Origin of the sequence: Labilibacter marinus (assembly GCF_001659685.2) — a bacterium.
Taxonomy (GTDB): domain Bacteria; phylum Bacteroidota; class Bacteroidia; order Bacteroidales; family Marinilabiliaceae; genus Saccharicrinis; species Saccharicrinis marinus.
In genome coordinates, this window is record NZ_LXYE02000017.1 from 1 (window position 1) to 19,480 (window position 19,480).

Genomic DNA, 19,480 nt, shown 5'->3' on the forward strand with positions numbered 1-19,480 from the left:
TCCTCCTCTTTTAAGCGATAAAGCTAAAGAGTGGATGGTTGGTGCAACGTTTTTTACGGGAGGAAAACGGCATCATGAATTGGTGAAAAATTTCCTTCCTAAGGATTATGTATGGGAGGATGTTAAAGTGCCTATTAGCGCATATATTGATTCTTTGCAGAATACGAATAAGGAATGGGTGGTTTTGGCCAGTGGAGATCCATATTTCTATGGAATTGCCATTACGCTTAAGCGTTATTTTCCTGATGCCGAGATAGTGAGTTTACCTACTTTTAATTCACTGCAGATGTTGGCGCATCAAAAGCAAGTGGCTTATGGAGAGTATCGTGTGGTAACGCTCACTGGTCGACCATGGAATAAGTTTGATAAAGCGTTGATTGAGGGAGAAGAGAGGATTGCTTTACTGACGGATAAGAAAAAAACGCCTGCGGTTATTGCGCAACGCATGTTAGATTTTGGCTATGATAACTATCAAATGGTAGTGGGCGAAAATATGGGAGGCGAGAAGGAACGTATTTTTGAATTATCGGTAAAGGAGACTTCAGAAAGAGAGTTTGCTGCACCCAATTGTGTGTATTTGACTAAAAACAATAAGCATATCCCCATAAAGGGAATACCGGAAGGTGATTTAGAAACACTGGAAGGCAGACCAAAAATGATTACCAAAATGCCTGTTAAAGTTACTTCCTTGGCGCTGATGCAATTGCAGAGTAAAAAGGTGTTTTGGGATGTGGGAGCTTGTTCGGGCAGTATGTCTATTGAAGCCAAATTGATGGCTCCGCAATTGGATGTATTTGCTTTTGAGATTCGTGAAGAAAGCCGAGGGATTATTGAGCGTAATACCAAGCAATTCCAAACGCCAGGCATCGAAGCTTTTATTGGTGATTTTAACGAGGTTTCTAAAGTGGATATGCCAAAACCAGATGCAGTGTTTTTGGGAGGCTATGGCGGACAAATGCATCAAGTACTTGATCATATTCATCAGTATTTACAAGAGAATGGAGTATTGGCTTTTAATGCAGTCAGTGATAAAAGTCAACAGGAATTTGAGCAATGGTGTGATAAAAACAACTACCTCATTCAACACTCTATTGATTTAAAAGTCAACGATTTTAACGAAATAAGAATATACTGTGCAACACAGAGTTAGTTTAACTCTGTGTGCATGTAACTAGAAATAGAATGACAACAATATTAACATACTCCGATAAAGGAGAACAAACTGCAAAACAAATAGTATCGTTGGGTTTTGATGCCAAAATTCTTCGCTCGCCAAAACTAGATCAAACGCTTTGGAACGAAAGTTCATTGTTTGTTTTTATTGGAGCTATGGGCATATGTGTTCGCGAAATTGCTCCGTTTTTAAAGGATAAAAAGACGGACCCTGCGGTGATAAATATGGATGTGAACGGAAAGTTTGTTCAGCCTGTTTTATCGGGGCACCAAGGTGGTGCCAACGAAAAAGCAGAACATATTGCTCGTTTGTTAGGGGCCATTCCTGTGTTAACTACAGTGAGTGATACGTCTAACCTTTGGGGCTTAGATATGCTGCCAAAACAATTTGATTGGAAGCTAGAGGCCGGTTCAAATCTAACTAAATTGATGGCTTCGTTTGTCAACGGAAAAAAGACAGCTTTACTTTTGGAGTGCAGGGATAGAGGAACCTTGTTTTTAGAAACTTCTAAACCAGATCATGTTGAGGTGTTTTATAATACTGACGACTTAAAGGTTGACGATTTTGAAGTTATACTTGCGGTTACTCCATATCTACATAATTTAGGAAATAAGGCTATTTATTATCGTCCTGCCATGATAAATATGGGCATGGGGGCTCAAAAAGATATTGATGCGCTTGAATTTGAAAGTGTAGTTAAGACAAGTTTAAAAGAAAATGGATTGTCGTTTTTATCTCTAGCTGAAATAGGAACGGTGGATATTAAAAAGGATGAGGAGGCTTTTGTGGCATTCTCGGAAAATACAGACCTAACTTTACAGGTTTTTGGCAACGAGGAATTATCAGCGTATCAAGTGCCTAACCCTTCGGAAAAGGTAGAGGAAGTAACGGGTTCTGCTAGTGTTTCAGAGGCTGTAGCCATGCACCTATCTAAAAATGAATTATTTGTTCCCAAGCAGAAGTTGCAGATAAAAGATAAGTTTGCGACCATAGCTTGTGCCATTGATAAACGTAAGGAACGCAAAGGTTTTATAGAGTTTGTGGGAGCTGGTCCTGGCGATCCGGAGTTGGTTTCGGTGCGAGGTAAGCGCTTATTACAAACAGCTGATTTTATTTTGTACGCAGGAAGTTTAGTTCCTAAAGAGTTAACACATTACGCCAAGCCTGGTTGTGTGGTAAAAAGCTCAGCAGGAATGGATTTAGATACGCAAATTGCTGAAATGAGACCATTTTACGATAGAGGTTTGTTTGTAGTGCGTTTGCATACGGGCGACCCATGTATTTATGGAGCTATTCAGGAGCAAATGGCCGTGTTGGATAAGGATAATATGGATTATCATATCACACCAGGAATCTCTTCTTTTCAGGCAGCAGCAGCAGCTTTAGAGTCGCAGTTTACTATTCCAGAAGAAGTACAATCTATCATACTTACTCGTGGCGAAGGAAGAACACCAATGCCTCCAAGAGAAAAGCTGAGCGAGTTTGCTAAGTTTCAGAGTACCATGTGTATTTATTTAAGTGCTTCCATTGCGGATAAGGTGCAAGCTGAGTTATTGGAAGGTTATCCTGAAGAAACTCCTGTGGCTGTATGTTATAAATTAACATGGAAGGAAGAGAAGGTAGTTCGTTGTCAATTGAAGGATTTAGCTAAAACGGTAAAAGATAATAACCTTACCATGACCACGATGATTGTAGTTGGAAAAGCTATTGATAACCGTTCAAATTTATCTAAATTGTACCACAAAGAATTTAAACATGCCTTTAGGGGGTAAGAAAAAGTTCGTAAAGTTGAATGTATAAAGTTGAAAGTCAATAATGAATCTTTTGTCTTTATACTTAATACTCTTTTCTAGAAATGATAGAATGTAAAAACATATCGCTTTCGTTTGAAGATCATTTGGTGTTCAAGGATTTCAATTTAAAAATTGAGAAAGGGGAGTCGGTATGTATTTCAGGAGATTCAGGAAAGGGTAAGTCTACATTGCTAAAGTTGATGCAAGGTTTTGAATTGATTGATGAGGGCAGTATTGTAATTGATGACATTCAGCAGAGTGAATCTACAATTCAAACTATCAGAAATAAAATTACCTGGATTCCTCAGAACATTAATTTGCCTGTAAAAAATGGAATTGAGTTAATGGAGCTGTTGCATGTTGAAGACGAGAAAGAGCAGGTTTATGGTTTCTTGAAACAACTGGGTGTTGATGAGAATAACTTTATAAAAGACTTTACAGAAATAAGCGGAGGACAAAAGCAGAGAATCATTATTGCCATTTGTTTAAGTCTGGATAACGAAATTATACTGATGGATGAACCCACGTCTTCATTGGATGAAAACTCTATCCAATTACTGATTCAATTAATTCAAAATTTAAAACGAAAAACGATAGTATCTGCTTCGCATAATGCAAGCTGGTTAAAAAGCGTGGATAGAGTGATTAGTTTGGGATAGAGGATTGTATCTTTTGTCTTTATACTTAATACTTATTTTAATGAAAGAAATCATAGACATACAATTATTCGATTTAGGATTAGCCTTTTTAATCATGCTTATTCCCATTTCGTTTTTTCTCTATTTTAGAGTAAAGATCGTAAAGAGTGTGTTGATTGCTTTGTCGAGAATGATTTTGCAGTTAGGTTTAATTGCTGTTTATCTCGATAAGATATTTGAATTAAACAGTGCTTATTTAAATACAGCTTGGGTATTTTTAATGATATCAGTGGGAGTAACAACGGCCATAAAAAGAGTTGGTCTTAATTGGAGATATTTTGTATTGCCCTTGTTTTTATCCTCACTAACAGCAGTTCTTATCATCGATAGTTTCTTTTTAGGTTTGGTAATAAAACCCGATTATTTTTTTGATGCGCGCTATTTTGTTCCCATCACTGGTATGATTTTGGGAAATTCCTTAAATCATAATATTGTTGGATTAACTACTTATTTTAAAGGACTCAAGGAAAAACGAGAACTCTATTTTTTTATCCTAACCAATACAGGCAATTCAAAGTTAGCTATTCGTCCTTTTATTAATGAGGCAGTTAAAAGAGGGCTTAACCCGATGATTGCAACCATGACCGTGATTGGTTTGATTTCTTTACCAGGCGTTATGACTGGGCAGATTTTAGGAGGTAGTTCGCCGGTGATAGCCATTAAATATCAAGTAATGATTATGCTGGCCATTTTTACAGGAAGTACGATGAATTTATTCTTGAGTATTCTGTTTTCCAATCGATTTATATTCGATAAGTATAACCGATTAAAGAAAGAGGTTTTAAAGTAGATGATTTTAGTTTTTGGAGGTACTACAGAAGGTAAAAAAGTAGCCTCGTTACTCGATTGGTTAAAAGAGGATTATATTTATTCCACGCGTACTCCTGTTAAATACAAGGTTGGAGGAGAGCAAATTAATGGTGAGCTGACTTTTGAAAAAACAGCCTCTTTTTGTGTTGAGCAAGAGGTTAAGGTAATTGTTGATGCAGCGCACCCTTTTGCGGTAAATGTTCATGATAATATCAAGCAGGTTTCTTTAAAGTTAGATATTCCTATACTCCGCTACAGTAGAGTTTTTCCATCTTATGAGGACGAAAAGTTAGTTCGGTTATTTGATAGCTATGAACAAATGGTATCTGCCATTGAAGCGCATAAATCATTTAAGATCATTCTGGCTTTAACGGGAGTTCAGACTATTAACCATTTCAAGTCTCTGTGGGATAAACGAGATATTTATTTTAGAATATTAGATACAGAATTAAGCAGAAGCAAAGCTATTGAAACAGGTGTTGATATGGCTAGGGTATTGCCCGAAGACCCTAAGGCAGACGCTTCTGTTTTGATGGATACTTGCAAAAAAGTAGGAACTCAATTATTGCTTTCTAAAGAGAGCGGAGAGTCTGGATTGATGGATGCGAAGCTGCAAGCAGCAAAGCAATTCAATATTCCTTTGTGGGTGGTTAAAAGACCACAATTACCCGAATTCGATTTCGAAGTGTTTTCAGACAAAGAATTATTGCAACATATTTATCGTTTGCGCAAAACTATCCTTAAAAAAGGAGAAGATTTGCAATCGGGTTTTACCACAGGTGTTTGCGTAGCAGCTTGTGTAAAGTCTTGTTTAAAAGCCTTGCAAACGAGGCGTTTTTCAAAGGAAGAATCAGTTTTGTTAGAAAGTGGAGACAAAGCAGATTTTATCATTTATGATGGTAAACTAGGAAAAAATGAAGCCAGCTGTTTAGTCATTAAAAACTCAGGCGACGATCCGGATGTGACTCATGCAGAAGAAATAGGGTGCTCCATTCGTTTGAATAATTCTGGAAAGACAACCTTCAAAGCGGGAGAAGGTGTTGGAATCGTAACTATGCCAGGTCTTCAGGTTAAGGTGGGAGAACCAGCCATAAATCCAGGTCCGCGTAAATTAATTGAGGCACAAATCGATTCGATAAAAAAGGAGGTGAATATAAATTGTGGAGTTGAAATTTCCCCCTTTGTACCTAAAGGCAGGGAGTTGGCAAAGCAGACTTTTAATCCGAGAATTGGAATTGAGGGAGGTATATCTATTTTAGGAACTACTGGAGTTTTACGCCCATTTAGTTCAGAGGCTTATGTTAATTCTATTCGTCAGTATATAAGCGTTGCCATCAATAATCAATGTAGACGTATTTTTTTAACGCCAGGAAAACGCAGCGAAGGCTTTATGAAAGCTGTTTTTTCGGATGATTTGCAGTATGCTTTTATTCATATTGGTAATTTTATTGGCGAGTCACTCGAAATCGTCGCTCAAGAAAAAGTAGATGAAGTAGTACTGGGGATAATGTTGGGGAAAGCCATTAAACTGGCAGAAGGAAATTTAGATACGCACAGTAGCAAAGTGGTTTTTAATGCTGAGTTTGCGTGCAATATTGCTACACGGCTTAATTATCCTTCAGAGAAGGTTAATAAGATAAAACAAGCCAAGTTAGCCAATGAAATTTGGGAACATATTCCATATGCTAAAGAAGAGAGGTTTTATATGGAGGTTGTGCGCTTAGCTAAAACTCAATGTGTGAAAGTTAGTGAAGTTGGTCAGTCAATTAAGTTTGTATTGTTTACTCCTAAAGGGGAATCGATCATGTTGTAAGAAAAGGATAGCAGATTTATAGCCTCTTTAGCTATAGCGATAAAACTCTTTAGTTCTAATCATGTAAATGTCCTTAAAAAGATTATTTTTGCTTGTTATAAAGTCAGCAATTAGTTCATGTTTTTTTAATAATCAGAAAGTGAGTGTTTTATGTTTATAGAAACGTACTCATGATGATTAACTAGAAACGAACTAACAACTGTAAGTCAAACGTTAATCTAAATATCTCTATTCTACATGATTAAATTTAAGTGCAATGTAGCTTGGTTATCTCTTATACTCATATTGTTTGTTGCTTCCTGTATTCCACAAAAGGAATTGTTATATCTTCAAGAGAAAGAGCCTGATATGGAGTTCAATCCATTAGATCAAATCACAGGAAAGTATTTTTTACAGCCCAATGATTATTTATATATCCGTATTTCAACATTTGATCCTAAGATATCTGAGTTTTTTAATGCTGGGCAGGGAAGTAGCGGAAACAGTATACAAACGGTTGGTAATACTATGTTTATGTATCTTATTGATGATGATATGAACATAGATTTTCCGTATGCAGGTAAAATTAATTTGGCTGGATGTAATCTTCCAATGGCGAAAGAAAAAATAAAAGAAGACCTCAAACCATTTATAAAAGATGCTAATGTAATTGTTCAACTTGGAACTAAGTCGTATGTTATTTTAGGCGAAGTTCGTTCACCAGGGCAAAAAAGTATGGATAAGGATCAGATAACCATATTTGAAGCTATTGGAGCAGCAGGAGATTTAACGGTATTTGGTAAAAAAAGAGAAGTGAAAATTGTTCGTCCTAAAAATGATGGAACAGCAGATACCTATGTGGTAGATATTACCGATCATAAAATTGTAGGCTCAGAGTATTACTATATTTATCCAAACGATTTAATTTACGTTCGTCCGATGAAAGCTAAACAGTTTGGCATAGGAGAGTCTTTTAGTTTGGGTATTATTACTTCACTGCTAGCTTTAGGCTTAACGATTTATACTATTACTAAATAATTGATTCGGATATATAACAGATGCAAGCCAACTCTCCTCAAAAACAAAATACCGATTCAGGACTAGCGTTTAATCTTGACTATAAAAAACTTATTCGAGATTTCTTTAAGTTTTGGTGGTTGTTTCTAATTACCATTCCTTTAGCAGTAACAAGTGTATATGTGTTGCATCGCTATACTACCAATATTTACAGTGCTTCCATGCGTATTTTAATGGAGGAACGTGGTACAAATCTACCACAATCTAACATGATGGAAGGCTTTGGTTTAACACCAGGAATGCGAAATGTAGATAACCAATTGGCGGTTTTATCCTCCTGGGATATGATTCGTAAGGCTGTGGATAAATTAGATTTTAATGTAAGCTATTACGAACAAGGTAATTTTAAGACGACTGAAATTTACCCTGCTTCATCATTATGTATTGAGTTCGATACACTTCATGCACAGTTAACTAATACACCGTTTTATGTCAGCCAAATTGATCAGAATAGATTCGAATTAAAATATATAGCTGAAGGAGCTGGGGCGTATAATTATAAAACAGGCCAATATCAAGGAGGACCAGGAAACCAGGAGGTAGTTAATACTTATAGGTTTGGGGATTGGGTAGAGACCAATTGGTTTAGATTTAGAGTGTTGTGCAGTGGTTGTAAGTTGTCTGATGATAATTTATATTATTTTGTTTTTAATCATCCCAACTCGGTTACCGGAAAATATACAGGTTTATTAAGGTCTTTTAAAAGCAGTGAGTCAACTATTGTAAGACTTTCCGTAACAGGTGATAATCGGGCTAAGAATGTTAGATTTTTAAATACACTAGCTGATGTTTTTATCGAATCTAACTTAGAGAAGAAAAATCAGATTGCGACTAATACTATTCATTTTATTGAGTCTCAATTGATTAATATTCGAGATTCATTGAGTCTTACAGGAGCTGAGTTAAGTAACTTTAGAACCTCAAATCGAATTCAAAGTATATCGTCGAAAGCTGAATATTTATTTAGTCAGTTGCAGAATGCTGAGCAAAAGTTAGCAGGTATTCAAATAACCACAAATTATTACGAATACCTGAAGCAATATTTCAATGGAGATAGTATAGATAATGAAATTATTGCTCCAGCTATTTATAAAGTGGATAATCAATTGGTTTCTGGTCAGATTCAGAAAATAATGGAGATTAATACAGAGCGTTTGGCTATTAAAACGCCATTAGGAGAAACGATTAATCCTTATTCGGGTCAAAAAGATCTAGAGTTTTCTTTGGCTAAAAACACACTGTTAAAAACCATTGAAAATCAAAAAGAAGCGATACAGGAGGAGCGAGCTAGGATACTTGCAGAGCGTAGTAAATTTGAGCAAGATTTATACGGCCTACCAGAAACAGAACGTAAGTTGTTGGGTATTGAGCGTAAGTTTGATTTAAACAACGAAGTATTTACCTTTTTATTAAGAAAACGATCGGAAGCTCAGATACAAAAGGCCTCTAATACACCAGATCATCAGGTGCTTGAATCGGCTAGGAGTGGAGGTATGGTATCTCCAAATATTAAGGGGAACTACCAAAAAGCTATTTTTGCAGGAATCTTGTTGCCTTTACTCTTTTTAGTGTTGAAGCAGGTGTTGAGTAATAAAATTACTTCAGTAGATGATGTTCAAAAATTATCTTCCATTCCTATAATTGGTCAAATAATTCATAGTTCTAAAAAGGAAGTGAATGTTGTTAATTCTCATCCTAAATCGGTAGTCACCGAAACCTTTAGAAGGGTAAGGACTAGGCTGGAGTTTCTGGTTGGAGATAAGAAAGCACCTATTATTACGGTAACTTCATCTATGCCTGGAGAAGGTAAAACGTTTTGTTCCTTGAACTTAGCATCTGTTTTTGCTTTGGCTGGAAAGAAGACCGTTATTATTGGTTTCGACATGCGTAAACCAGGACTAAATAAAGTGTTGAATTTAAATGGATATGACGGTATTTCTAACTATTTAATTGGACAAGTTGAATTAAAAGATATTATTATTCCTGCACCATCTGGATTAGAAAATCTATATGTTATTCCTTCGGGAGTTATTCCACCAAATCCATCTGAATTAATAAGTTCGGATAAAACTCAAAAGTTATTTGAAGAATTGAAAAAGGAGTTTGATTTAATATTGCTAGATTCACCTCCAATGGGTGTGGTAGCCGATCCGTATTTGTTAGCGAGGAATTCTGATGCTATTGTTTATTTGGTTCGTCATAACCATACGGTGCGTCAAGTGTTTTCTCATACCGTTTCAAACCTTAAGGCCGAAGGTATTTCTGCCAATGTAGGTATTTTATTGAATGATTTAAATGTGAAGCAAGGTGGTTATGGATCTCATTACGGATATGGTTATGGCTATGGTTACGGTTATGGCTATGGCCATGGATATTATGAAGAGGAATAGGTGCTTACCTATTCCAGCTTTCAATTACTTTACTTCCTGAATCTTCGTCTTGTTCTATATTTAAATAGGTAGATATTTCTTGTTGCATTTCTTCTACATGTGAAATAACACCGACTATTCGATTCTCATTTCTCAGTGTTTTTAGGGTACTAAATACAACTTCAAGCGATTCCTTATCTAAGGAGCCAAAACCTTCATCCAAAAAGAAAAAGTTTCTGTCAGATTCAGTCAGGCTTTGGATATTATCAGCTAAAGCTAAAGCCAAAGCAAGTGCTGCCTGAAATGTTTGTCCACCAGAAAGTGTTTTTATATTTCTAAGTTTTCCGCCATTCATATAATCACGAATCTCAAAGTTATTGTCCTTGCTTAATTCCAGACTTAAACTCTGACGAGTCATTTTATAAAACCTCTCGTTTGCAGTGGTACAAAGGTTCTGCAGATAAACGGATGAAACGTAATTTACAAAACCACTTTTGAAAAACATCTTTCTAAGCGTGCTGATGTCATCTGCTCTTAACTGAAGTTTTTTTAATTCTTCATTGAGCTCCTTTTTCTGTAATAGAACTTTCTCTAGTGTTTTTAGCTCAAGGCTAACTTTTCCTAACTCTTGATTTGTTTGCGTTATTTTATCCTTAAGTGATTGCGTTTGTTCAATTAATTTATGATGTTTACTTTCATCGTAAACCTGTTCTCCAATGTTGAGGGATAATTTATCAATTTCATTGTTTATTAACTGAAGCTTATTGTAATATGCTTTAATGATTTCTTTTGCTTCTGAAATATTGATATTAAGTTTCAGAATCAAATTGATTTCTGCTAAATCTTTAAAAGGGGATATTTCTATTTGAGATTCTAACTCTAATTTTGTTTTAGCTATGGTATCATTTTCTGCCTTGTAATGCGATTGGTTGGTTTCAACTTTTGCAGTTAGCGTTCTAATTGAATTGTTGATTGACTCTATGTTTTTACTCAGCTTCTCGAATTCAAGTACGGTTTGTTTTACCTGTGTTTCTAGCTCTTTCGATTTGTTAACAATATCCTGTTTAGGTTGATTACTTACATTTTTTATAAAGTCAGATGATATTTGAGATCTTAATAAGTCAATAGAGTTCTGTTTTTTGTCAATATTGCGCTGAATGTTATTTAATGCTTCTTGATATTTCTCTTTATTTTTATTTTCTACTGATAATTTTTGCCTAAGCAAAAGAATCTTTTCTTCGCTTTGAGCAATCTCCCCACTGTTTGCTTTATATACATTGCTTGCCTTAGCTAGCTTTATTTCGTCTTTATATGGCTCAACTATTTTCGTTTTATGAACCTCCTGCTGTTTTGTAGCTTCTGTAAGTTTGTTTTGTACATTAAAGAGTTGCAAGTCTAAAGGTTTAATAGCGGCTAAATAATTGCTAAGTGCAAGTTGGGAGCTACTAATTTCCTTTAGTTCTTTCTCTTTATTGGCAATCTTTTTCTTCACCTGATTTATTTCATCACCAAGGGATTCCGAACTAAAAGGAACAGGATGTTCTGTAGAACCACATAAAGGGCAAACTTCTTCATCTTTTAAATTATTAGCATACTTTTCTAATCCTGAATTTATCAGCAAATGCTCTAAATCAAAATTTAATTCTTTAATCGAACTTTCTAACTTTAATTGCTTTTGCTTTAATTCAGTTTGGATAGAGTCCATATTCTCGACATCATAAGGAGTCGCAGTGTTTTGAATAGATTGTTTTAAATCACTCCGTAGTTTTTCTTTAGATATTTCTGTAGAGGCTATCTCTTTTTTTAAATCGTTGATTAACGATTCTGTGCTTTTATCTTCAATGAACCATTGCTGAGCTTTATTAATCAACTCTATATTGGGTAGTTCTTTTTTAAGATAAATCAAAGACTCATTTATTGTTTTTTCCTCTTTTTCAATCTTTTCCAAGGTCTGTAAAACTTTAGATACAATGCCTTGGCCTTCTTTTAATCGTCCTTGTTCCTTATCTATAGACTCCGTTAAAACAATAACTTCAACTAATTTGTTGAGGTTGTCTATTTGCTTTTTAACTTCTTCAAGTTGTTGGTATTTAATATTTACCTTCTCAAAGGTTGGAGATAGTGTGCTTAGTTCTAATTGGCTTTTTTCTAATGCAGAAGAATCATTATCGATTGCAGACTTTAGTTTGTTCGCATTGGTTTGTTGTGTATTCAGTTTTTCAATGTTGCTTTTGAATTGAATTTGGCAGAATTCGTAATTACTTAAGTCCTTCTCTTTTTTCTCAATAAGCTCTCGCTGTTGTTCAAGTTCTTGCTTCTCCTGACTTAAGCTTTTTATGCGTATGGTATTTTCTTTTAGCTTCTGAAATTCTGATAAACTAAGGTCATTCTTTTCCAGATGTTTATTTAATTCTAGTAGCTGTTCTTTTAAAACATTTTTCTGCTTTTCTAGAGTTTCGAGTTCCACAACAGAGGTCTCGCCAAGTTGCTCTAGTCTTCCTTCGATATTTTGAATTAAAGCATTGTTTTTAGATTCGATATTTTTGACATTGCCGTAAAGCTCGTATTTATGAAGGTTAAAAAGCTCCTTCATCATTCTAGTTCGCTCGGTACTTTTTAATTGAAGAAATTCTTGAAATTTTCCTTGCGGGATAATAATGGTTCTTTTAAAGTTATCGTAACTCAAACCAATAGCTTGTTCAAGCTCTTCTGAAGTAATGGGTAAGTACTCATCATGATGCTTTCTGTAACAAGTGCGTTCTATCTTTTTTACATCTTCATAATTTTTGCTATTGCGTTTGGCAAGGGCATTTACTTTATATTCGCAAGCGTCTTTACCCAACTTAAAATCAAATTCAATAAATAACTGATTCGATTTAAGGTTCATCATATTGTAATTTCGATTATCATCTTTGATTAATAATCGGTCGGTTTTACCATATAAAGCAAAGGTGATAGCCTCCAGAATAGATGATTTGCCACTTCCTACCTTACCAAAAATACCAAACAAATGGTTAGAAGTTAAGGTTTCAAAGTCAATAACTTGTCTTTTTTGATAGGAATAGAGTCCTTCTATAGTTAGTTTAATCGGAATCATTATTTATTCTTTTTCGGCAACAACTTCGTTTAATAGGCTTAAAATATTCTCGTTAGGAGCTAAGCCATTATTGGTGTGTTTAAAATAATCGGCAAACAAACTTTTAAAGTCCTGATTAATATCTATGGTATTGAACTTGCTATCCAGTTTATTTTTATTGGTTATTTGCGGAATAAGCGTAATTATACCTGCATGCAGCTGATGCAATAACTGACGATCTTTGGCTGATATATATTCATCTGTTTCTAAAGTGAGCTCTACGAGGCAATTTTGGTGATCAGCTAAAAGGAATTCTGCTTCTTCCATCCCCTTGGCCTTCAGTCGAACCAATTTTTTCCCTTGCTTTAGTTCTATGGCAGATACTTTGGCTTCTTGATTAGGTTCAATATCCACTATCATTACATATTTTTGTTGATTAGCTTCTGCAAAAGAATAAGAGAGTGGACTGCCTGAGTAGGCCACAGGGTGTTTGATTGAAGCGATAATCTGTTTCCGATGCAAATGCCCGAGCGCTACGTATTGTATTTGTTGTGGGAAGTTCTCTGTGAAAATTGCTTGTGCTCCTCCAACATGAAGAATAGGTTTTTCATCATCAGGTTCTTCTTGCGGTTTTTCTCCTTTATTTATTACAAATAAATGGGTTGCCAATATATTTACTCCTTCTGTATCGCAATATTTATCCGCAATATTCTGCCAATCTTCTTGAAGTAAAGCTCTCAACTCAGTTTCTTTATCCTCAGGTTTAAGTATTTGTTTAATTCTGTACTCATTGGCGTATGGAGTAGTAATAATTCGCAATGGATATTTTGTATCAGGTAATTTTAATTCTATAAAACCAGGAGCAGATGCAATAACCTTTACACCAGTATCTAATTCAAAAGGTTTAACATTACTATCGGGATAACCTATAAAGAAGATTCCACATTCTCTTGCTAAGGGATCGGCAGTCTCTATTCTATCTGGAGAATCATGATTACCTGAAATTGCAATAACAGGAACAGTTCCTTGTTTCGTCAGTTTTTTTAATGTTTGATAGAATAGTTCTACAGCCTCAGAAGATGGGTTAAATGTGTCAAAAAGATCTCCAGCTATAATGATGGCATCCACCTTTTCATTGTTGGCAATAGTACATATCTCTTCCAGAACTAACTTTTGTTCTTCTATTCTGTTATAGCTTTCTAGTTTTTTACCAATGTGCCAATCGGCAGTGTGTAATATTTTCATGCGTATAAATTTTTAAAATTGTCGCATGGAACAGCTGATGATATTGAGGTCTTTATTATTGTTATTTAATAAACATCTCACTTATTGTTTTAGCGTGTTACATATATATTATATAGAGGAATCAAAAATAGTATAATTTCGAATTAAAAGAAGGAGCCTCTCAAAAAGAAAAATATGTATAATATTTAATTATTTATTAGGAATTATTGAATGCGATAAATGATGTAGAAGGTAGGAGTATAGAGGATTACAGCCTAATCTGAAATTTTTAACAAAAAAGTTTGAGTTTTGATAGTAGTGATGTTTATGACGGTTAATGTACAGTAGATGAGTTGTTAAGGAGTTTTTTTAGAGGGCGCTTTATGTGCATATTTAACATGAGCTTTGTATAAAAAGCGCTATAAGCCTTTATTTTATTGGATGTAGATTTGGTAAACAATTGAAATAATCTATATTTGTAGAGCAAATTTGGTGAACTTAGTTGTTAACCCTAAAAATTATCAGTTATTATGAACAAAGCTCAATTAATTGATGCTATCGCCGGAGATTCTGGTTTAACAAAAGCAGACGCAAAAAAAGCGTTAGATTCATTTATCAACGTTACTAGCGAAGCACTTAAAAGTGGTGACCGTATTTCTTTAATCGGTTTTGGTTCTTTCTCTGTTTCTGAAAGAAGTGCAAGAACAGGAAGAAACCCTCAAACAGGTAAAGAAATTCAAATCGCTGCTAAAAAAGTGGTTAAATTTAAAGCTGGTAGCGAACTAGGTGACGCTGTAAACTAGTTCTCTGTTAAGGAAAAAATATAAGAGAGTACTCAAAGTACTCTCTTTTTTTGTACCCTAAATTGAGATTTCTTTTGTTAGCTAGGCTATTGAAAATAGTTATTTACATCATTAATAGTGAAGATGAAGGAGGAGTTAGTTAAGTTCCTAAGTGAGCATGTAACGGAAAATAGAAATGAACTGTTTGATAAAGTGTTAAAAGATAGAACACGATATCTTACCGTTGTGCTTGAGGATATTTATCAATCGCATAATGCGAGTGCTGTATTACGTTCTTGCGATTGTTTTGGGATTCAGGATGTACATATTATAGAGAATCGAAACAAATACAATATTAATAAGGATGTTGCATTAGGTTCTTCAAAGTGGCTTAGTTTAAGTAAGTATAATACTGAAGAAAATAACACGAGGACAGCACTAAGGAAACTTAAAGCTGATGGTTACCGAATAGTTGCAACGACGCCACATACCAATGATATTGAGTTGTACGATTTTGATGTTAGTGCGGGTAAAACAGCTGTAGTATTTGGTACAGAACTTACAGGTATTTCTGATGTAGTAAAAGAGGAAGCTGATGAGTTTTTGAGGATACCAATGTATGGGTTTACCGAAAGTTTTAATATTTCAGTATCTGCTGCTTTAGTACTTCAACATTTAGCCCATGAAATCCGAAACAAAAATGTTTCTTGGGAGTTACCTATTGAAGATGGCTTAGAGATTAAGCGACAGTGGTTAAATACAACCATTAAAAGTGCAGAACTCATTGAAAGAGAATTTTATAATAAAAAAAATAAGTGACTAAGTTTATTAATGCTAGGATAAACGTGTTTTATTTGAGGATTAACTTGGTTTTTTGTATATTTCAGATCGGAATGCATTTTTATATGCCTTTTTCTTTAATCTAAAATTTCTATTTTTGACAAAAACAATGGCTCCATGAATTGTATAATAATTGACGACGACAAGTTATCAACTAAGATTATTGCAGAGTTTGTTGAAAAAACAGACGAACTTAACCTAATTGGGACATACGAGAATGCTGTTGAAGGCATTAATTACCTAAATGGTAAAAGTGGTGAGCAAATAGATATATTGTTTTTAGATATTGAGATGCCAGAAATGACTGGTATTGACGTACTAAAGACTTTAAATGTTTTACCTCAGGTAATAATTTATTCATCACAAGAAAAGTATGCGCTTGAATCATATGAGTATAATGTAACGGATTATCTATTAAAACCAGTTACTTATCCAAGATTCTTAAAGGCAATAAATAAAGTAAAAGAAAAAGACGAGAAGAAGGAAGATATTACGAAAAGTAGTACTGAAATCTTTATCAAAAATAATTCTTCATTGGTTAGGGTTAAATACGAAGATATTCTTTGGATTGAAGCGCTAGAAAACTATGTGGTGGTAAATACTTTTAGAGATAAATATACCATTCACTTTACCATGAAGGCTATTTCGGATAAAATGCCGTCGGATAAATTTGTAAGGGTACACAGATCTTTTATCGTTAACTTGAGTAAAATTAAGGTGATAGAAGATAATTCAGTAGTAATTAAAACTGAAGCTGGTTCTAAGGTTATTCCAATCGGAAAGTCCTATAAAGATCAGTTAATGAATGATATAAATTTAATTACTAAGTAGTAATTATTAAAAATATAAAAGCCGCACTAGTTCATTCAAGTGCGGCTTTCTTATGTTTGTTTAGTTTGTTACTTTAATAAATCAGGCCTTCTTTCTTTAGTTCTTTGGTAGGCTTGTTGTTCCTTCCAGGCTTCAACTTTTTTAGTGTCTCCCGATAATAGAATATCAGGAACTTTCCAGCCTTTATAATCTGCAGGCCTTGTGTAAACAGGTGGAGCTAGTAAATTATCTTGAAATGAATCTGTTAGGGCCGATGTTTCGTCAGAAATAACTCCAGGAATCAATCGGATAACTGAATCTGAAATAACAGCAGCAGCTAATTCGCCTCCCGTTAATACATAGTCACCAATGGAAATCTCCATAGTAATATATTGATCGCGTACACGTTGGTCGACTCCCTTGTAGTGGCCACATAAAATCATTAAATTACCCTTTAATGATAGTTGGTTTGAAATACTCTGGTTTAGAGTTTGTCCATCAGGAGTGGTGTATATAATCTCATCATATTCCCTTTCCGCTTTTAGCTTTTCAATCAAAATAGCGATAGGTTCTATGCTCATTACCATGCCAGCTCCTCCGCTAAAAGCGTAATCATCAACTTTTTTATGCTTGTTGGTAGAGTAATCTCTAATGTTATGACAATGAATCTCAACCGCCCCTTTTTCTTGCGCTCTTTTAATAATAGATTCACTAAATGGACCTTGAAACATTTCTGGAAACAAGGTTAAAATATCAATTCGCATTATCTTTTTTATTTAGAGCACAAATATAAGTAAATACTAGGTAAGCGATTTATATATGTCACTTTTCCTTTACTTATCTTAAAATACTTGATTTTGCTAGGATTAATTAGCCAAAAAAATTTGACATTTTAGCTATATATAATATATTCGTACAATAATTGAATCAATTATTTCTTAGTGAATGCTAGGAGATTGATGTACCACGAACTTAAATGCTGATGGAAGCTAACGATCTGAACAAAAACGGTAACGAAGAAAAAGATTTAAATCTTAATACGTCGACCGATGGTGTTAATAAAGAAGAATTAACCGAACCTTTAACCTCTGAGGAGCAAGAGCCTGTAAAGGAAGAAGAGCAAACTGTGTCTGCGGAAGTAGAGGAAGTAGTGCAAGAGGAGAAGGAGGCTATTGAAACTGAAGCGGTAGCCGAAGAACCTAAGGAGACTGAAACCGAAGAGGTAAAAGCCGAAGAAACAGTTGAAACAGTTGAAGTGGAGGAGGAAAAGCCAGAACTTGATAAAGTTGATTTGTCTGCGCTTTCGAGAGAGGACTTGGTGAGTCGTTTGAGGTATATCAATAAAACTTTTGATGTTGTTACGATTAAACAAGAAGTAGAAGATATTAAATCTGTTTTCTACAAATTATATAATGAGGAAGTTGAAGAGCTTAAGAAGAGTTTTGTTGAATCTGGTGAGTTAGAAGAAAACTTTGCTGCTCCTGTTGATCACTTTGAAGTGGAGATTAAGGAGTTGTTAAAGGATTTTAGGTATAAGAAAGCAGCCTACATTAATAAGCTAGAAACCGAAAAAGAACAAAATTTAGCTACTAAGCTGGAGATTATTGAGTCTATAAAGAATCTTGTAAATAGGCAAGAGTCATTAAATGAGACTTTTAATGAATTTAAGGCTTTGCAGAAACGTTTTCATGAGGTAGGTTCTATTCCTCAAAATAAAGTACGTGATATTTGGGATACCTATAATTTGCACATAGAGAATTTTTATAATTATGTGAAGATTAACAAGGAATTACGTGATCTGGATTTAAAGAAGAATTTAACTTTAAAAACAGAGCTTTGCGAAAAAGCGGAAGCTTTACTAGAAGAAAGCTCGATAGTTAATAGCTTTAAAACTTTACAAAAGTATCATGATAGATGGCGCGAGGTGGGACCAGTGCCTAAGGAGTTAAAAGATGAACTATGGGAAAGGTTTAAAGCTGCAACGACCACAATAAATATCAAACATCAGGAGTATTTCGAGGGCTTAAAAGATCAGTTGAAAGAGAACCTAGTTCAAAAAACTGTGTTGTGCGAAAAAGCTGAAGCTATTGTAGCAGAAGAAGCGCATTCTCCGAAAGAATGGGAAGATAAAAGTAAGAAGCTGATTGAATTACAGCAATCATGGAAAACCATTGGTTTTGCTCCTAAAAAAGATAATAATACGATATACGAGCGTTTTAGATCGGCTTGTGATAAGTTTTTTGAAAATAAAAGGGAGTTTTTTAAGTCGTACAAAAATGAGCAACAGCAGCATTTAGTGTCAAAAACACAGTTATGCGAAAAAGCTGAAGCCATGAAGGAAAGTACAGATTGGAAAAAAACGACTGAAGAGTATATTCGTATTCAGAAAGAATGGAAGCAAATAGGTGCTGTACCTCGCAGGCAATCAGATGCTATTTGGCATAGATTCCGTTCTGCTTGTGATGCGTTTTTTGATAATAAATCTAAGTTCTTTAGCAAAATAGATGAGTCTCAGGACGAAAATTTAAAGAAAAAGCAAGCGCTGATTGAAGAAGTTATTAACTTTAAAAATGCTGCTGATGATGAAGATACGTTTGGAATACTTCAAGAGTATCAACGTAAATTCTCTGAAATAGGCCATGTTCCTTTTAAAATGAAGGATAAGGTAAATCAAGATTTCCGAAATGAGATTAATAAACATTTCGATAGTTTAAATATGGATGAGTACCATAAAAATGTACAGAAATTCAGAAATAAACTGGAGAATATTAAGCACTCGGGACATCAGGATGATATGGTATATCAAGAGCGCAGTAAATTGATGAATAAATTAAAACAGCTTGAAAATGATATTATTGTTTGGGAAAACAATATTGGTTTCTTTGCTAAAAGTAAGGGAGCTGCTTCTGTGGTAAAAGATTTTGAGCATAAAATAGAAAATGGAAAACGTAATGCTCAGCTTTTAAAAGAGAAAATTAAAATGTTGAATAAAATGGATAATTAAGTTCATTTTTAGATAAAATACTTAAGAGCGT

Annotated in this window: 14 protein-coding genes; 11 read left to right on the forward strand and 3 right to left on the reverse strand. The window is 34.6% G+C overall.

Annotation, left to right across the window (positions count from 1 at the left end; all coding sequences use genetic code 11):
* From A8L32_RS07315 to A8L32_RS07345, 7 genes are all read left to right on the forward strand, one after another.
* On the forward strand, positions 1 to 1,150 hold a 1,150-nt coding region (locus A8L32_RS07315), incomplete at its 5' end, for a bifunctional cobalt-precorrin-7 (C(5))-methyltransferase/cobalt-precorrin-6B (C(15))-methyltransferase (protein WP_075590239.1).
* A 32-nt stretch (positions 1,151 to 1,182) separates the two neighbouring features.
* The gene (gene cobM, locus A8L32_RS07320; protein WP_075590240.1) at positions 1,183 to 2,946 is read left to right on the forward strand and encodes a precorrin-4 C(11)-methyltransferase; all 1,764 of its coding nucleotides are present in this window, start codon (positions 1,183 to 1,185) and stop codon (positions 2,944 to 2,946) included.
* A gap of 83 nt (positions 2,947 to 3,029) precedes the next feature.
* Positions 3,030 to 3,626, forward strand: coding sequence for an ABC transporter ATP-binding protein (locus A8L32_RS07325; RefSeq protein ID WP_075590241.1), 597 nt, complete (start codon positions 3,030 to 3,032; stop codon positions 3,624 to 3,626).
* A 40-nt stretch (positions 3,627 to 3,666) separates the two neighbouring features.
* On the forward strand, positions 3,667 to 4,455 hold the full coding sequence (locus A8L32_RS07330; RefSeq protein ID WP_075590242.1) for an ABC transporter permease: 789 nt from the start codon (positions 3,667 to 3,669) through the stop codon (positions 4,453 to 4,455).
* A complete protein-coding gene (cbiD, locus tag A8L32_RS07335) occupies positions 4,456 to 6,288 on the forward strand; it encodes a cobalt-precorrin-5B (C(1))-methyltransferase CbiD (protein ID WP_075590243.1) in 1,833 nt (610 codons plus the stop codon). It abuts the gene before it with no gap.
* A 237-nt stretch (positions 6,289 to 6,525) separates the two neighbouring features.
* Positions 6,526 to 7,305 carry a polysaccharide biosynthesis/export family protein gene (locus A8L32_RS07340; protein WP_075590244.1) on the forward strand — a complete coding sequence of 260 codons (780 nt, stop codon included), beginning with the start codon at positions 6,526 to 6,528 and terminating at the stop codon, positions 7,303 to 7,305.
* 20 nt (positions 7,306 to 7,325) lie between these two features.
* Complete coding sequence (locus tag A8L32_RS07345; protein ID WP_075590245.1) at positions 7,326 to 9,734, forward strand: polysaccharide biosynthesis tyrosine autokinase; 2,409 nt, start codon at positions 7,326 to 7,328, stop codon at positions 9,732 to 9,734.
* A gap of 4 nt (positions 9,735 to 9,738) precedes the next feature.
* Here A8L32_RS07345 and A8L32_RS07350 read toward each other — a convergent pair whose 3' ends face one another.
* The gene (locus tag A8L32_RS07350) at positions 9,739 to 12,810 is read right to left on the reverse strand and encodes an SbcC/MukB-like Walker B domain-containing protein (RefSeq protein ID WP_075590246.1); all 3,072 of its coding nucleotides are present in this window, start codon (positions 12,808 to 12,810) and stop codon (positions 9,739 to 9,741) included.
* Between the two features lie 3 nt (positions 12,811 to 12,813).
* Positions 12,814 to 14,034 (reverse strand): metallophosphoesterase family protein, encoded by a 1,221-nt coding sequence (locus tag A8L32_RS07355; RefSeq protein WP_075590247.1) that lies wholly within the window; start codon positions 14,032 to 14,034, stop codon positions 12,814 to 12,816.
* 509 nt (positions 14,035 to 14,543) lie between these two features.
* Here A8L32_RS07355 and A8L32_RS07360 point away from each other — a divergent pair.
* From A8L32_RS07360 to A8L32_RS07370, 3 genes are all read left to right on the forward strand, one after another.
* Positions 14,544 to 14,816: an HU family DNA-binding protein gene (locus tag A8L32_RS07360; RefSeq protein WP_075590248.1), complete on the forward strand. Its 273-nt coding sequence runs from the start codon at positions 14,544 to 14,546 to the stop codon at positions 14,814 to 14,816.
* A 123-nt stretch (positions 14,817 to 14,939) separates the two neighbouring features.
* Entirely contained in the window at positions 14,940 to 15,614 is a 675-nt protein-coding gene (locus A8L32_RS07365) for a TrmH family RNA methyltransferase (RefSeq protein WP_075590249.1), read from the forward strand.
* 138 nt (positions 15,615 to 15,752) lie between these two features.
* A complete protein-coding gene (locus tag A8L32_RS07370; RefSeq protein ID WP_075590250.1) occupies positions 15,753 to 16,466 on the forward strand; it encodes a LytR/AlgR family response regulator transcription factor in 714 nt (237 codons plus the stop codon).
* Between the two features lie 68 nt (positions 16,467 to 16,534).
* Here A8L32_RS07370 and trmD read toward each other — a convergent pair whose 3' ends face one another.
* Positions 16,535 to 17,209: a tRNA (guanosine(37)-N1)-methyltransferase TrmD gene (gene trmD, locus A8L32_RS07375; protein WP_075590251.1), complete on the reverse strand. Its 675-nt coding sequence runs from the start codon at positions 17,207 to 17,209 to the stop codon at positions 16,535 to 16,537.
* A gap of 218 nt (positions 17,210 to 17,427) precedes the next feature.
* Between trmD and A8L32_RS07380 the strand changes: the two genes are divergently transcribed.
* Entirely contained in the window at positions 17,428 to 19,449 is a 2,022-nt protein-coding gene (locus A8L32_RS07380; RefSeq protein ID WP_075590252.1) for a DUF349 domain-containing protein, read from the forward strand.
* Positions 19,450 to 19,480: the final 31 nt, after the last annotated feature.

Excerpts from the sequence above, each read along its gene's own strand:
- A8L32_RS07340 (WP_075590244.1), top strand. The coding sequence starts at position 6,526 with ATGATTAAATTTAAGTGCAATGTAGCTTGGTTATCTCTTATACTCATA.
- cbiD (WP_075590243.1), top strand. The coding sequence starts at position 4,456 with ATGATTTTAGTTTTTGGAGGTACTACAGAAGGTAAAAAAGTAGCCTCG.
- A8L32_RS07380 (WP_075590252.1), top strand. The coding sequence starts at position 17,428 with ATGGAAGCTAACGATCTGAACAAAAACGGTAACGAAGAAAAAGATTTA.
- A8L32_RS07355 (WP_075590247.1), bottom strand. The coding sequence starts at position 14,034 with ATGAAAATATTACACACTGCCGATTGGCACATTGGTAAAAAACTAGAA.
- A8L32_RS07345 (WP_075590245.1), top strand. The coding sequence starts at position 7,326 with ATGCAAGCCAACTCTCCTCAAAAACAAAATACCGATTCAGGACTAGCG.
- cobM (WP_075590240.1), top strand. The coding sequence starts at position 1,183 with ATGACAACAATATTAACATACTCCGATAAAGGAGAACAAACTGCAAAA.
- A8L32_RS07350 (WP_075590246.1), bottom strand. The coding sequence starts at position 12,810 with ATGATTCCGATTAAACTAACTATAGAAGGACTCTATTCCTATCAAAAA.
- A8L32_RS07360 (WP_075590248.1), top strand. The coding sequence starts at position 14,544 with ATGAACAAAGCTCAATTAATTGATGCTATCGCCGGAGATTCTGGTTTA.
- A8L32_RS07330 (WP_075590242.1), top strand. The coding sequence starts at position 3,667 with ATGAAAGAAATCATAGACATACAATTATTCGATTTAGGATTAGCCTTT.
- A8L32_RS07325 (WP_075590241.1), top strand. The coding sequence starts at position 3,030 with ATGATAGAATGTAAAAACATATCGCTTTCGTTTGAAGATCATTTGGTG.
- trmD (WP_075590251.1), bottom strand. The coding sequence starts at position 17,209 with ATGCGAATTGATATTTTAACCTTGTTTCCAGAAATGTTTCAAGGTCCA.
- A8L32_RS07370 (WP_075590250.1), top strand. The coding sequence starts at position 15,753 with ATGAATTGTATAATAATTGACGACGACAAGTTATCAACTAAGATTATT.
- A8L32_RS07365 (WP_075590249.1), top strand. The coding sequence starts at position 14,940 with ATGAAGGAGGAGTTAGTTAAGTTCCTAAGTGAGCATGTAACGGAAAAT.